Annotated in this window: 16 protein-coding genes and 1 riboswitch; of the genes, 12 read left to right on the top strand and 4 right to left on the bottom strand. The window is 41.4% G+C overall.

Going from position 1 to position 12,720, the window contains the following annotated elements; genetic code table 11:
* Nucleotides 1–120: 120 nt before the first annotated feature.
* Both safA and ASG46_RS19735 read left to right on the top strand, forming a co-directional pair.
* Entirely contained in the window at nt 121–1,317 is a 1,197-nt protein-coding gene (gene safA / locus ASG46_RS19740; RefSeq protein WP_056705846.1) for a SafA/ExsA family spore coat assembly protein, read from the top strand.
* 133 nt (nt 1,318–1,450) lie between these two features.
* Nucleotides 1,451–2,071 carry a YhcN/YlaJ family sporulation lipoprotein gene (locus ASG46_RS19735; RefSeq protein ID WP_008342769.1) on the top strand — a complete coding sequence of 207 codons (621 nt, stop codon included), beginning with the start codon at nt 1,451–1,453 and terminating at the stop codon, nt 2,069–2,071.
* 46 nt (nt 2,072–2,117) lie between these two features.
* Here ASG46_RS19735 and ASG46_RS19730 read toward each other — a convergent pair whose 3' ends face one another.
* Entirely contained in the window at nt 2,118–2,750 is a 633-nt protein-coding gene (locus ASG46_RS19730; RefSeq protein ID WP_056705843.1) for a LysE family transporter, read from the bottom strand.
* A 238-nt stretch (nt 2,751–2,988) separates the two neighbouring features.
* Nucleotides 2,989–3,098, top strand: a riboswitch (TPP riboswitch).
* Nucleotides 3,099–3,224: 126 nt separating this feature from the next.
* On the opposite strand from ASG46_RS19730, the gene thiC reads away from it, so the two are divergent.
* A complete protein-coding gene (gene thiC / locus ASG46_RS19725) occupies nt 3,225–4,985 on the top strand; it encodes a phosphomethylpyrimidine synthase ThiC (protein WP_056705840.1) in 1,761 nt (586 codons plus the stop codon).
* Between the two features lie 31 nt (nt 4,986–5,016).
* Here the strand turns inward: thiC and ASG46_RS21205 are convergent, their stop codons facing one another.
* Nucleotides 5,017–5,166 (bottom strand): hypothetical protein, encoded by a 150-nt coding sequence (locus tag ASG46_RS21205; protein ID WP_200939636.1) that lies wholly within the window; start codon nt 5,164–5,166, stop codon nt 5,017–5,019.
* Nucleotides 5,167–5,358: 192 nt separating this feature from the next.
* Between ASG46_RS21205 and ASG46_RS19720 the strand changes: the two genes are divergently transcribed.
* Complete coding sequence (locus ASG46_RS19720; RefSeq protein WP_008342761.1) at nt 5,359–5,541, top strand: hypothetical protein; 183 nt, start codon at nt 5,359–5,361, stop codon at nt 5,539–5,541.
* A 32-nt stretch (nt 5,542–5,573) separates the two neighbouring features.
* Here ASG46_RS19720 and ASG46_RS19715 read toward each other — a convergent pair whose 3' ends face one another.
* Nucleotides 5,574–6,218, bottom strand: a complete 645-nt coding sequence (locus ASG46_RS19715; protein ID WP_017367714.1) for a serine/threonine protein kinase — start codon at nt 6,216–6,218, stop codon at nt 5,574–5,576.
* A 226-nt stretch (nt 6,219–6,444) separates the two neighbouring features.
* Between ASG46_RS19715 and ASG46_RS19710 the strand changes: the two genes are divergently transcribed.
* The 7 genes from ASG46_RS19710 to yajC all read left to right on the top strand — a co-directional run bounded on the left by ASG46_RS19710 (nt 6,445) and on the right by yajC (nt 11,465).
* Nucleotides 6,445–6,957 carry an intercompartmental signaling factor BofC gene (locus ASG46_RS19710; protein ID WP_008342756.1) on the top strand — a complete coding sequence of 171 codons (513 nt, stop codon included), beginning with the start codon at nt 6,445–6,447 and terminating at the stop codon, nt 6,955–6,957.
* Nucleotides 6,958–7,104: 147 nt separating this feature from the next.
* Nucleotides 7,105–7,710, top strand: coding sequence for a Holliday junction branch migration protein RuvA (ruvA, locus tag ASG46_RS19705; protein WP_017358123.1), 606 nt, complete (start codon nt 7,105–7,107; stop codon nt 7,708–7,710).
* Nucleotides 7,711–7,721: 11 nt separating this feature from the next.
* A complete protein-coding gene (gene ruvB / locus ASG46_RS19700; protein ID WP_017367713.1) occupies nt 7,722–8,726 on the top strand; it encodes a Holliday junction branch migration DNA helicase RuvB in 1,005 nt (334 codons plus the stop codon).
* Complete coding sequence (locus ASG46_RS19695; RefSeq protein WP_008342752.1) at nt 8,719–8,919, top strand: DUF2905 domain-containing protein; 201 nt, start codon at nt 8,719–8,721, stop codon at nt 8,917–8,919. The genes ruvB and ASG46_RS19695 overlap by 8 nt, the downstream gene beginning before the upstream one ends.
* Before the next feature lie 26 nt (nt 8,920–8,945).
* Complete coding sequence (queA, locus tag ASG46_RS19690; RefSeq protein WP_017367712.1) at nt 8,946–9,974, top strand: tRNA preQ1(34) S-adenosylmethionine ribosyltransferase-isomerase QueA; 1,029 nt, start codon at nt 8,946–8,948, stop codon at nt 9,972–9,974.
* A gap of 31 nt (nt 9,975–10,005) precedes the next feature.
* Nucleotides 10,006–11,151: a tRNA guanosine(34) transglycosylase Tgt gene (gene tgt / locus ASG46_RS19685; RefSeq protein WP_017367711.1), complete on the top strand. Its 1,146-nt coding sequence runs from the start codon at nt 10,006–10,008 to the stop codon at nt 11,149–11,151.
* Between the two features lie 47 nt (nt 11,152–11,198).
* Nucleotides 11,199–11,465, top strand: a complete 267-nt coding sequence (yajC, locus tag ASG46_RS19680) for a preprotein translocase subunit YajC (RefSeq protein WP_003216659.1) — start codon at nt 11,199–11,201, stop codon at nt 11,463–11,465.
* A 49-nt stretch (nt 11,466–11,514) separates the two neighbouring features.
* Here the strand turns inward: yajC and ASG46_RS19675 are convergent, their stop codons facing one another.
* Nucleotides 11,515–11,892 carry a TIGR04086 family membrane protein gene (locus ASG46_RS19675; RefSeq protein WP_007501492.1) on the bottom strand — a complete coding sequence of 126 codons (378 nt, stop codon included), beginning with the start codon at nt 11,890–11,892 and terminating at the stop codon, nt 11,515–11,517.
* 164 nt (nt 11,893–12,056) lie between these two features.
* On the opposite strand from ASG46_RS19675, the gene ASG46_RS19670 reads away from it, so the two are divergent.
* The gene (locus ASG46_RS19670; RefSeq protein ID WP_056705838.1) at nt 12,057–12,719 is read left to right on the top strand and encodes a DUF421 domain-containing protein; all 663 of its coding nucleotides are present in this window, start codon (nt 12,057–12,059) and stop codon (nt 12,717–12,719) included.
* Nucleotide 12,720: the final 1 nt, after the last annotated feature.

Raw genomic sequence — 12,720 nt, 5'->3', positions numbered from 1 at the left:
CTCCTATCAGAAAACAAGTTTTTATCATATCGGCTTGTAAATAGGCATAAATTTATATTGAAACATATTGTACTTCTGACATAACCGCTACGTTCACGTTTTGCATAGGAGGGGAAAACGTTGAAAATTCATATTGTGCAAAAAGGAGACTCCCTTTGGAAAATTTCAAAGAAGTACGGAGTCGACTTTCAAGAATTGAAAAAATTAAATTCGCAGCTCAGTAATCCAGATTTGATCATGCCAGGAATGAAAATCAAAATTCCATCTAGTGGTGTTCCTGTAAAAACCGATCATCACAAAGCAAAAGAAATGCCAAAAGCAAAAGAACACCCGTATGTAAAAGAAAAGCCAAAGGATGTCGTGCAAGTTCAAGATACGAAGCCGAAGGAAAAACCGAATGAACCGGTACCTTATGTGCCACCAGTACCAAAGATTGAACAGCCAGTTTTTCCACAAGTTGATGTAAACTATTATCAGACGAATCTCTACCAGCCATTCACGCCTCCTCCCAAAAAAGAACATCATGAGAAAAAAGATCACGTTCATGAAAAGAAAGATCATGTTCATGAGAAAAAGGATCATAAAGATCACAAGGACCATTTTCATCATGAAAATAAGGATCATTTCAAAGATGAAGTGGCAAAGGGATATGATCCATTCATTCATATCCCACATCAAAAAGAGGAGGGAAAAGATATGGAGCATAGTAATTACCCAAACCTTCCTAATTTCCCGCAAATGCCGAATGTTGGAGGGGCAGCAGTAGGGGGCATGGCTGAAAATAAAGAGCATCACCACCATCATCAAGAATCATATGATCCTTATTATGGTTATGGTCATTACATGCCAGCAATGTATCCATATCCGCAGCAAATGGTACCCGCTTCTCCTATTTTACCGGGATCAGGCCTTTGTTATCCGGTACAGCCGTATTATCACCATCACATGATGCCGTACCCTTATCCGGCGGCTCAGCCGTATTACCCTGCGTATCAAGCACCGGCTTATTATGGTGAAAATCATGAGCATCATGCAAACGATGGGCATCACTGGCACCACCATATGCATCCAAATGCAGGCGCGAATGTGAATGCCAATGTCAATCAAGGCTTTTATCCAAACGCTCCAAATGAAGCATATGGCAAGGAAGACTGCGGATGCGATGATGGTATGAAGCATCATCAGCCATGGCCTGGACATTATCCAAACCCTGTTCCATATGGTCAAATGGGTGCTTACCCAGCTCAGCCTTATATGCAGCAGCCTTATCAAAACCCATCTGTTTTTGCAAGACCAGAAGAAGACGAAGAAGATTAATGACACAAGGGACGATCTCAATCGTTCCTTTTTTTGTTTATAACTGACAGCTTGTTTTTGTCCTCAACTGTACATGCTAATACAGAGCCTGTTTTGCGCTCATGTGATTCAATTTGTACAGGGGGTTTTTCGTTTGAGACAAAAATGGCAAAAAACAATCGCCTTAGTGCTTCTACCTATTGGATTAACGGCATGTGGTACAAATAACAATGCGGGTGTAGATACACGTCATAATCAATCTGGCCAGCCAGTTGGATACCACTCCAATCAACAGGCAACAGACAACAACCAAGATCATCAAGGACCGGTTTCTGAGCTTATGGAGGGAATGAACGGAAGAAATACAACGAATGTTGATGATCGTTCACGCCCTACACAGGATCAAGTGAGAATGCCGCTTACTGGTGGAGATGGACGCTACAGTCATGGAGATATGAACTATCATAACCAAATGTCGTTCTCAGGCTACGATAAACAAGAGAACATCCAGCGTTCAAGAAAAATCGCCAACCGAGTGAACAAAATGAACCATGTGACAGACTCACAAGTCATGGTGACGGATGAAAATGTGTATATTGCTCTTAAAACAGATGGGCGCTTGACATCAGAGGGTGTATCACAAGTAGAAGAAGCAGCGACTCGTTATGCAGATGGAAGAGCTGTCCAAGTCATTAAAGACGAAGGCGCATTTACACGCTTCAGAGATATGAGAAAAACGCAATTTGAAACAGGTCAGACAGGCATGACCCGATAGGCTGGAATAAAAAAGGCTAAAGTTCATGACGAACTTTAGCCTTTCTTTAAAAATAAACTTTGATCCCGATATAAAATTCATAAAAGAAATAACAGCCAAATCCAAGTAATAAAAGACCGGCAATAATGGAAGTCCACTTAATCATTGTTCGGTTCATCACTTTTCTTGTTAGGGAAACAATCGTGAGAAGACCGATGTCATGAAGAAGAATCCCTGCCAAAATACCCGCAGCAGCCAATATAAATTCAGATGAATTTGTATTCGTATAAGCATCTGCCAGTACAGCACCAAACACAGATACCCAGAACACAAGGTTTCCAGGTGATACCGCGACGAGCAGCCCATTTCGGTATGTTTTAGCGAATGATTTATTCACTTTTTCTCCTGCTAAATGGATGTCTTGATCCGCATTTTTAATCGAATCGTAGGCAAGAATCATTAAAAAGATGGCACCGATCAGCCAGAGCGGAATTTGGATAAAGGGCAAAGATAAAAATTGAGCAAATCCAGCATATAAAGCCAAGATGAGCAATATATCGATGGTCATACCACCAGCGCCTACAGTTAATCCATGAAAGAATCCGTTTTTTAATCCCTGCTTTGTCATTTCAACCGTGATCGCTCCAACAGGTAGAGCAATTGAGAATCCAACGACGATAAATGTAAGAAATGTTTGCAATCGACTAGAACTTCCTTTGAATCATGTTTGTATAAAAATTCTCCGTTTAGATTAATTATACATATTAGGAGAAAAGGATCAATGATTATTTCTGATTTAATCGAAATGAGAGAGATAAATCGTGTATAGAAAGATGTATATCGTGAAGATCGTGTATTCATTGTAGGGGAAAGGAACTATTTTCCTAATACTTCTTTTTTTCATTTCTCAGCTATGCTACACTGTTGTGGAAATCAATATAAGTGACTAGGGGTGCCCGGAAATGCGGGCTGAGAGAGAAGACAAGCTTCTTAACCCTTTGGACCTGATCTGGCTCGTACCAGCGTGGGGAAGTTGAAGACGATACATGTGCCATATGAATGGCATACATGTTTTTTTCTGACGACGAAACCAGGTTCTTTACATAGAATCTGGTTTTTTGCTGGTGCTGATTCCATCCTGACCGGTCACACGAAAAGAAGGAGAGAACAGCAAATGAATGAAAAGACAAATGTTCCATCAACGCAATCTTTATTATCAAACTTTGAAGGCAGTCGAAAGGTATATGAACAAGGCTCAAGACCTGACATTTTGGTGCCAAAAAGAGAAATCGTGCTCACAAATACAGTGACACAAGCAGGTGATATCGAAAATGAACCGATTCGTGTGTACGATACAAGTGGACCGTATACAGATGCGGAGGCTCATATTGATGTCACAAAGGGATTAAAGCGCCTGAGATCAGCATGGATTAAGGAAAGAGAAGATACTGAAAGCTATGAAGGGCGTCAAGTAAAGCCAGAAGATAATGGATATCGCTTGAATGGGAAAGAATCCTTTCAAGCTGCCCAGACAGATTTTCATCATATACCGCTCCGCGGGAAACAAGGTGCTTGTGTGACGCAAATGCATTATGCAAAAAAGGGGATCATTACGCCTGAAATGGAGTTTATCGCTTTGAGAGAACAGCTAAGTCCTGAGTTTGTTAGAGAGGAAGTGGCTAGTGGAAGAGCGGTCATTCCAGCGAATATCAACCATCCTGAAAGTGAGCCGATGATCATCGGGAAGAATTTCCACGTGAAAATTAATGCGAATATTGGCAATTCAGCTGTGACGTCGTCCATCGAAGAAGAGGTGGAGAAGATGACATGGGCAATTAGATGGGGGGCAGATACGATGATGGACCTGTCTACAGGAAAGGACATTCATACAACGAGAGAATGGATTATCCGCAATTGCCCAGTCCCAGTAGGAACTGTCCCGATTTATCAAGCACTTGAAAAAGTGAATGGAATCGCAGAAAATTTGACGTGGGAAGTATACCGAGACACATTAATTGAACAGGCAGAGCAAGGGGTTGACTACTTCACCATTCATGCGGGCGTCCTGTTAAGGTATATTCCGCTCACAGTTGACCGGGTCACAGGAATTGTTTCAAGAGGCGGAGCCATTATGGCAAGATGGTGTCTCGCTCATCATCAAGAGAACTTTCTGTATACCCATTTTGAAGAAATTTGTGAAATCATGAAAACATATGACATTGCCTTTTCGCTTGGGGACGGGCTCAGACCTGGATCCATTGCGGACGCAAATGACGAAGCACAGTTTGCAGAGCTGGAAACGTTAGGGGAATTGACAGAGATCGCTTGGAATCATGATGTACAGGTCATGATTGAAGGACCTGGTCATGTTCCAATGGATAAAATCAAAGAGAATGTCGATAAGCAGATGGAGATATGCAAAGAGGCACCTTTTTATACGTTAGGCCCTCTAACAACAGATATTGCACCGGGATATGATCATATTACATCCGCGATCGGTGCGGCGATGATCGGCTGGTACGGAACAGCCATGCTGTGCTATGTGACACCAAAAGAGCATTTAGGTCTACCGAACAAAGAAGATGTAAGAGAAGGTGTCATCGCCTATAAAATCGCCGCACATGCAGCTGATGTAGCAAAAGGACATCCTGCTGCTCAAAAGCGTGATGATGCCTTATCAAAAGCGAGATTTGAATTCAGATGGCGGGATCAATTTCATCTGTCACTTGACCCAGAACGAGCGCTGGCATTCCATGATGAAACATTGCCTGCTGAAGGTGCTAAAACCGCTCATTTCTGTTCCATGTGTGGACCAAAGTTTTGCAGTATGAAAATATCCCATGACATCCGCAACCAATCAGAAGAAGTGAAAAGAGAGATGGAGAAGAAGGCAAAAGAGTTTATCAATCAAGGCAGTCAAATCTATCAATCCTAAAAAAAACCTCGCACTCCTCTAGTGCGGGGTTTTATAAAACGGCTGAAATGGCTTTTCTCACGAGGTGCAAAAATGCTCTTACTGCAATCGCCATCGTTTCAACACTTGGGATGAGGGCATCTGTTAAATGAAATAGAGCTGTTTGTCTTTCTGGAGATGTTCGTTTTTTCTTTTGTTTCATAAAGACAGCCTCCTTTTCATTCAATATACTTCTTTTGAAGCGTATCTAGATAGATATGTTGTGCGAATTTAAACAAAATTTAAACTTCTTGTGTTTAGAAGGAAAGAAGCAGGGGAAACGGATTGAATAGAGAATGAATGAAAAGAGCTGACCGATCCGGTTAGTGAACAAGACAGAGTGGAAGGTGATCTTATGATGAAAGTATTTAAGGTAACATTTCATATGAACAATGGGGAAGTGCTCGATTTCGAGCTGAAACGTCCAGCTACCTATGATGTGTATAAAAAAATTGAGGAAGCCAATCATTGGTTTAAGCTGAATAATGAAATCATTAACCTATTAAATGTGAATAGTATCCATGTAGAAACAGAATAAAACGAAAAGCCGCTCAAAGAGAGCGGCTTTCATTATGCAGTAAAATCATTTCGATTGTTCAGCTGACCTCGAGACAGCCAGTTTTTCTTATACAAATAGGCAATCACTTCAAGCCACAGACGCGGCGCTTTTTTAGGGAAAAAAGGTTTTTGATAATAGGCGTATGCAGCTTTTAAATCATCCCATTGATGACATGTTTTCGTTTGCGTGAAGCGGGCGACGTCAATGACCCTGACGCGGCCATCCTTTGTTAAAATTAAATTTCGCAGATGAATATCAGAAGGATTTAAACCTTTCGCGCGTGCTTCTTCCAATGCATCATCTACTTGTTCAATCATTTGTTTTTTGATCGGAATTCCTTTTGTCAGGCATTCATAGAAAGTATAACCTTTAATATATTCCATTAAAATATACTGATCCCCAGACTCGTAAATCTCAGGATAATAGGAGGAGCCGGAAAGTTTTTCATAAATTGCAGCCTCTTTGCGGGCGATGTTTCGATAAGAAGGAAAAAAGACTTTTAACGCCATTTTCTTGCCGTCTTTTTTGTATGAAAATACATAGGCACTTCTTCCTTTGCCGCACAGCTCAAGCTCAGCCGGTTTAAAGACGAGCTTATTAAAACGCTTTTCTTCTTGATACTGAATCGATTCGGCTAATCTTTTGACATCTGACATTGACTTCACCTTCTTTGGTTTCAGTTTATGCGGCTGAAAAACGAATGATGAAAAAACCATGTGATTCGGTAGAGCAATGGATTGTATAAAACATAACATTTACGCACGAAGGATACAACGAAAGACGCTCAATATGTGTCAAGACATCGATTTGGTTAATGTGGAGCAAAATGGGTCAAACTACATATGTCATGCATCGATCTTATGTTCTAAAGAGGTGTAAATAGTGAAAGTGAAAATAAAGTATTTCGTTACAGGACTTATCATGACAAGTGTACTCTTTTTCGCTGTTGATATGGAAGCAGCAGAACACTTGCAAAAAGAGTCAAAAACCATCAACGTTCAGCTTGAAAAGGTCTATCTAGACGGCGATGTAAGTATTGAAAGACAGCGGGCATCATTAGAAGACAAAGACACATTTTGGGCCCAGTATAAGGGCTGGACATTGGTAGAACAGCGAGAGGATTTTGCCCTTTTTAGAAAGCAAATTGACGATATATCGCCTTTAAGTAAAGCAAATGGATATATCGGATTATCAGAAGACGGCGTGATTTCTACGTTTCATGGAAGGCCTGACGGGTGGGCGGAGCCTATTCATCTCTTTTTTCAAATTGATACGTCCCGCTTGGAAAGTCATGTAGAGCAACAGCTTGCACAAGGCATTCCGTTTCGAACAAAAGATGAATTTGAGCATGTGCTTGAAGTCATGAAACCTTACCGAAATGAACAATCGTTTTAATCGTATGACAGCTTGCTGGTGTGAAGACCGCAAGCTCTTTTTCATGGGTTGACGATGAAAAAAGGCTGAGCGAACGTATGTTAACTTTTATTACGGTTTTCTCTTCGATTTATGTTACAATGGAGAACAGTCAAAGAGGTGAAAACGGTGATAGAGTTTGTAAAAGGGACCATTGATTATGTGTGTCCGCAATATGTTGTCATTGAAAACGGCGGAGTGGGATATCAAGTCTATACCCCAAATCCGTTTATCTATCGAGTAACAAAACAAGAAACGATTTATACGTATCATTACATAAAGGAAGACGCTTTTTCGTTATATGGATTTCAAACACGAGAAGAAAAAGCGTTGTTCACAAAACTGTTAAATGTCACAGGGATTGGACCGAAGGGTGCGCTTGCGATTCTTGCTTCCGGTGACCCTGGCGCTGTCATTTCAGCGATCGAACGAGAGGATGAAGCTTTTCTCATTAAATTCCCGGGTGTTGGCAAAAAAACAGCACGTCAGATCATTCTAGATCTGAAAGGGAAGCTCGCAGATGTGGTGCCTGAAATGATAGGAAACTTATTTAACCACGAGGATCATATCCAGATTGAAACGCAGCAAAGCGCTTTAGATGAAGCGGTTGAAGCCTTAAGTGTCCTTGGGTATGGTGATCGTGAAATCAAAAAGGTTCTTCCTTTATTAAAAGAAGAGAAGAATCTTACAACCGATCAATATGTGAAAAAAGCTTTACAAAAAATGTTGAAATAGGGTGATGTCTCATGGATGAACGGCTCGTCTCAACTGAAGCAGACAACCATGAATCAGCCATTGAGCAAAGTCTGCGTCCACAGACGCTTAGTCAATATATTGGCCAGCAGAAAGTAAAGGATAATCTCAGCGTATTTATTGAAGCTGCACGAATGAGGCAGGAAACGCTGGATCACGTTCTTTTATATGGACCGCCGGGACTTGGGAAAACAACGCTTGCGTCGATCATTGCCAATGAAATGAATGTTCAGCTGCGTACAACGTCTGGACCAGCGATTGAACGCCCTGGCGACTTGGCGGCGATCTTAACATCTCTTGAACCTGGCGATGTTCTGTTTATTGATGAAATTCATCGCTTGCAGCGTTCAATAGAGGAAGTGCTATATCCAGCGATGGAGGACTTTTGTCTAGATATCGTGATTGGAAAAGGAGATACAGCACGCTCTGTGCGGCTTGATTTACCGCCATTTACGCTTGTAGGTGCTACAACCCGTGTTGGGCTTTTAACAGCGCCGCTTCGTGATAGGTTTGGGGTTCATGCAAGATTGGAATACTATGAGCAAATAGATTTGGCTCACATTGTAGCAAGAACAGCCGAGCTGTTTGAGATTGGGATCGACATTCGTTCAGCTGAAGAGATTGCAAGAAGATCTAGAGGCACACCGAGGGTCGCCAATCGTCTGCTCAGAAGAGTAAGAGATTTTGCGCAGGTGCTAGGAAATCATGCGATCACACAAGACATTGCAGAAGATGCTCTTGAGCGTCTGCAAGTTGACAGACTCGGACTTGATCATATCGATCATAAGCTACTTTTAAGTATGATTGAAAAATTTAGAGGCGGTCCTGTTGGACTTGATACGATCTCAGCGACAATTGGAGAAGAATCACATACGATTGAAGATGTGTACGAACCGTATTTACTGCAAATTGGTTTTCTGCAAAGAACGCCAAGAGGGCGGGTCGTCACAAGAGAAGCGTATGAACATTTTCATATGGAGGTTCCGATTCGTGACTGAATTCCCTAAAATGTTGATGATTTTAGGTGGTGTCCTTTTTGCCGCAGGTTTAGTGTTTCAATTGGTTGGGAAACTTCCAGGCGATATTTTCGTGAAAAAAGGGAACGTAACGTTCTTTTTTCCTGTGATTACATGCATTGTCATTAGCATCGTCCTAACCATTTTACTCAATGTCTTCGGACGGATGAAATAACGTTAACTACAGAATAGGTGAAGGAAATGAAGTTAGAACTATTTGATTTTGATTTACCAGAAAGATTGATTGCACAAGTCCCGCTTGAAAAACGAGATGCATCAAGACTGATGGTCTTAAATAAACAAACAGGTGACATCACACATGATACATTCTCGCAAATCACAGATTACTTTCAAAAGGGTGATTGTCTCGTTTTAAACAATACACGTGTATTGCCTGCACGTCTGTTTGGAACGAAAGAGGATACGGGTGCTAAAGTGGAGCTGCTTCTTTTGAAACAAGAAGAAGGAGACAAATGGGAAACGCTCGTGAAACCAGCAAAACGTGTGAAAAACGGAACAGTCATTACATTTGGTGATGGACGATTAAAAGCGGTATGTACAGAAGAACTGGAACATGGCGGAAGAAAAGTTGAGTTTCAGTATACAGGCATTTTTTATGAAGTACTTGAATCTTTAGGTGAAATGCCGCTGCCTCCGTACATTAAAGAGCAGCTTGACGATCGTGAGCGTTATCAAACTGTTTATTCCAAAGAGGTTGGTTCGGCTGCTGCGCCTACTGCCGGTCTTCACTTTACAAATGAACTGCTGGATGCACTGAAAGCAAAAGGAGTGCATATTGCGTTTATTACGCTCCATGTAGGGCTTGGCACATTTCGACCGGTCAGTGCTGAACGCATTGAAGAACATGAAATGCACGCAGAGTTTTACGAAATGAATGAAGAAACGGCAGAAGAGCTTAATCGCGTGCGCAAAGAAGGCGGGCGGATTATTTCAGTCGGAACAACTTCGACAAGAACGCTTGAAACCATTGCAAGTGCTTATGATGGTGAATTCAAAGCGTCAAGCGGCTGGACGTCGATTTTTATTTACCCAGGCTATACATTTAAGGCAATTGATGGCATGATCACGAATTTCCACTTGCCGAAATCGTCTTTAATTATGCTTGTCAGTGCATTAGCTGGACGAGAGTACGTCCTAAAAGCGTACAATGAGGCTGTAAAAGAGGAATACCGATTCTTCAGTTTTGGCGATGCCATGCTGATTCAATAACATCATACAACAAAGACAGGAGGGCTCATTTTTGTCGCAATTACCGATACGTTATGAGTTCATTAAATCATGCAAACAAACAGGTGCACGTCTTGGACGCGTTCATACACCGCACGGCTCCTTTGAAACACCTGTATTTATGCCAGTTGGTACACTGGCTACAGTCAAAACAATGGCGCCTGAAGAGTTAAAAGCAATGGAAGCAGGCATCATTTTAAGCAATACGTATCATTTATGGCTGCGCCCGGGGCATGATATTGTCAAAGAAGCAGGCGGCCTGCACAAATTTATGAACTGGGATCGAGCGATTCTAACAGATTCAGGCGGTTTCCAGGTGTTTTCTTTGAGTGAATTTAGAAAAATTGAAGAAGAAGGCGTTCACTTCCGTAATCACTTAAATGGAGATAAGTTGTTCCTTTCTCCTGAAAAAGCGATGGAGATTCAAAATGCGCTCGGCTCAGATATTATGATGGCATTTGACGAATGCCCTCCGTATCCAGCAGAGTACGATTATATGAAACGTTCTGTAGAGCGGACAAGCAGATGGGCAGAGCGCTGCTTAACAGCGCACCAGCGTCCAGACGATCAAGGGCTGTTTGGCATTGTGCAGGGCGGAGAATACGAAGAGCTTCGTAAACAAAGTGCAAAAGATCTTGTTTCACTTGATTTCCCAGGCTACGCCATTGGAGGTTTATCTGTTGGTGAACCAAAAGATGTGATGAACCGTGTGCTGGAGTTTACAACGCCATATTTACCGGCAGACAAGCCAAGGTACTTAATGGGTGTAGGCTCGCCAGATTCATTAATTGACGGTGCGATCCGCGGTGTCGATATGTTTGACTGTGTACTGCCAACGCGAATTGCAAGAAACGGTACGCTGATGACAAGTGAAGGACGCCTTGTTGTGAAAAATGCTAAATATGAGCGAGATTTCAGACCAATCGATGAAAACTGTGACTGCTACACGTGCAAAAACTACACACGCGCTTATATTAGACATTTAATCCGTACAAATGAGACGTTCGGAATTCGATTAACAACTTATCATAATCTTCATTTTCTGTTAAAATTAATGGAGCAAGTGAGAGAAGCTATCCGTGAGGATCGTTTAGGTGATTTTAGAGAAGAGTTTTTTGAGCGTTATGGCTTTAACAAACCGAATGCGAAAAACTTTTAACGCATAAACGAAAGGCTTTACAATGCTTTAGAAAGGGGTGAGATAGAATGGATGGTGGTATGGGTTCAATCATTATGATTGTTGTCATGTTTGCTGTGCTTTACTTCTTGTTAATCCGTCCACAGCAAAAGCAACAAAAAGCTGTGCGTCAGATGCAGCAATCTTTATCAAAAGGCGATAAAATCGTCACAATCGGTGGTTTACACGGTGAAATCGACTACATTGATGAATCAAAAGTGGTCATCAAAACAAGCGAAAACAACCGTTTAACTTTCGACCGACGTGCTATTAGAGAATTAGCTGACAAAGGTTAATCCTCCAATACATAGCGATAAAAAAAGAGCGATATCATTCGCTCTTTTTTTATTTGCCCCGAAGATTAACGCCAATCATTCCCCCTAGCATACAAATTCCCAAAAAGGCTGCATGATAGATGAATTGTTCTGGTGAAAAGGTTTCTCCAAACCCTAAATATTGAAATAAAAAAACAGTGAGTGAAAAGATAAAAGAGGTCATGGCGCCAATGAGCCAGCCCCGTTCCTTTGCTTTCCCTCCAGAAATCATTCCTCCTAGAAAAAGTGCCGCAAAGGACAAGATCATGATCATCCATTTAAACGATGATTCCTGCATACTTGTGAAGGTAAGCATCAGTGATACAAGTAAGCTTGTGACAATCATCACGACAAAAATAGCAATTAAGCCAGATAAAATGCCTTTTCCTATTTGTTTCGTTTCCTGCATGTGATTCGTCTCCTCTCCAATTGACCGAAGCTTGTCTTTTACTAAAATGTATTCACGGAGAAGAAAAAATAGACATGTTCTCGTGATAAAAGCCGAGACTTTCTTTTCTACATAAATAAAGTGTTTTGACACAAGCTATGGTGGAGAAGGAGGGTTTACATCATATGCAGGACATCTTAATTATCTCCATGAGAACGATCATTTTATATTTTCTCATTTGGTTTATTTTTCGTTTAATGGGCAAAAGGGAGATTGGGGAACTGAGTATTTTAGATCTTGTTATTTTTATGATGATCGCTGAAATTGCGGTGCTCGCCATAGAAGAAGTAGAGGATCACATGTTACATACAGTATGGCCGATCTTGCTGTTAACCTTCATTCAAATCACCCTTGCCTATTTGTCACTAAAATTCCAAGGTGTCCGGCGTTTTCTCGACGGTAAACCGGCCCTGCTCATCATCAACGGAAAAATAGACGAGGGTGCGATGAGAAAACAGCGATACAATTTTGATGATTTGCTGATTCAATTAAGAGAAAATAACATCGATAGTATCCAGGATGTCTCATATGCCATCTTAGAGCCTTCAGGAAAGCTCGCCGTTGTTGAAAAAGAAAACAAGCGCAAACATGCAGCGCTTGAGCTCCCGCTTATTGCAGACGGTGTGGTTCAGCATGATCATCTCAAGCAGATCAACCATGATGAACAGTGGCTGATAAAGGAGCTTGTCAAAAGAGGCTATCATGACATCGAGCAAATCTCTTACTGCAGCTTTAATCAGAAGGATTTTTATATTGATTTGAAAGATGAAGTGATCAAGAAAGAATGAG

This window comes from Bacillus sp. Leaf49 (genome assembly GCF_001426125.1).
In the GTDB taxonomy this organism is placed as follows: domain Bacteria; phylum Bacillota; class Bacilli; order Bacillales; family Bacillaceae; genus Bacillus; species Bacillus altitudinis.
The sequence above is the reverse complement of the archived record's forward strand: the minus strand, read 5'-3'. Positions and strand labels throughout refer to the sequence as shown.

Coding starts and splice junctions, on each gene's coding strand:
- ASG46_RS19720 (WP_008342761.1), top strand. CDS start 5,359: ATGATGAAAGTATTTAAGGTAACATTTCATATGAACAATGGGGAAGTG.
- thiC (WP_056705840.1), top strand. CDS start 3,225: ATGAATGAAAAGACAAATGTTCCATCAACGCAATCTTTATTATCAAAC.
- queA (WP_017367712.1), top strand. CDS start 8,946: ATGAAGTTAGAACTATTTGATTTTGATTTACCAGAAAGATTGATTGCA.
- ruvB (WP_017367713.1), top strand. CDS start 7,722: ATGGATGAACGGCTCGTCTCAACTGAAGCAGACAACCATGAATCAGCC.
- ASG46_RS19675 (WP_007501492.1), bottom strand. CDS start 11,892: ATGCAGGAAACGAAACAAATAGGAAAAGGCATTTTATCTGGCTTAATT.
- yajC (WP_003216659.1), top strand. CDS start 11,199: ATGGATGGTGGTATGGGTTCAATCATTATGATTGTTGTCATGTTTGCT.
- ASG46_RS21205 (WP_200939636.1), bottom strand. CDS start 5,166: ATGAAACAAAAGAAAAAACGAACATCTCCAGAAAGACAAACAGCTCTA.
- ASG46_RS19670 (WP_056705838.1), top strand. CDS start 12,057: ATGCAGGACATCTTAATTATCTCCATGAGAACGATCATTTTATATTTT.
- ASG46_RS19715 (WP_017367714.1), bottom strand. CDS start 6,218: ATGTCAGATGTCAAAAGATTAGCCGAATCGATTCAGTATCAAGAAGAA.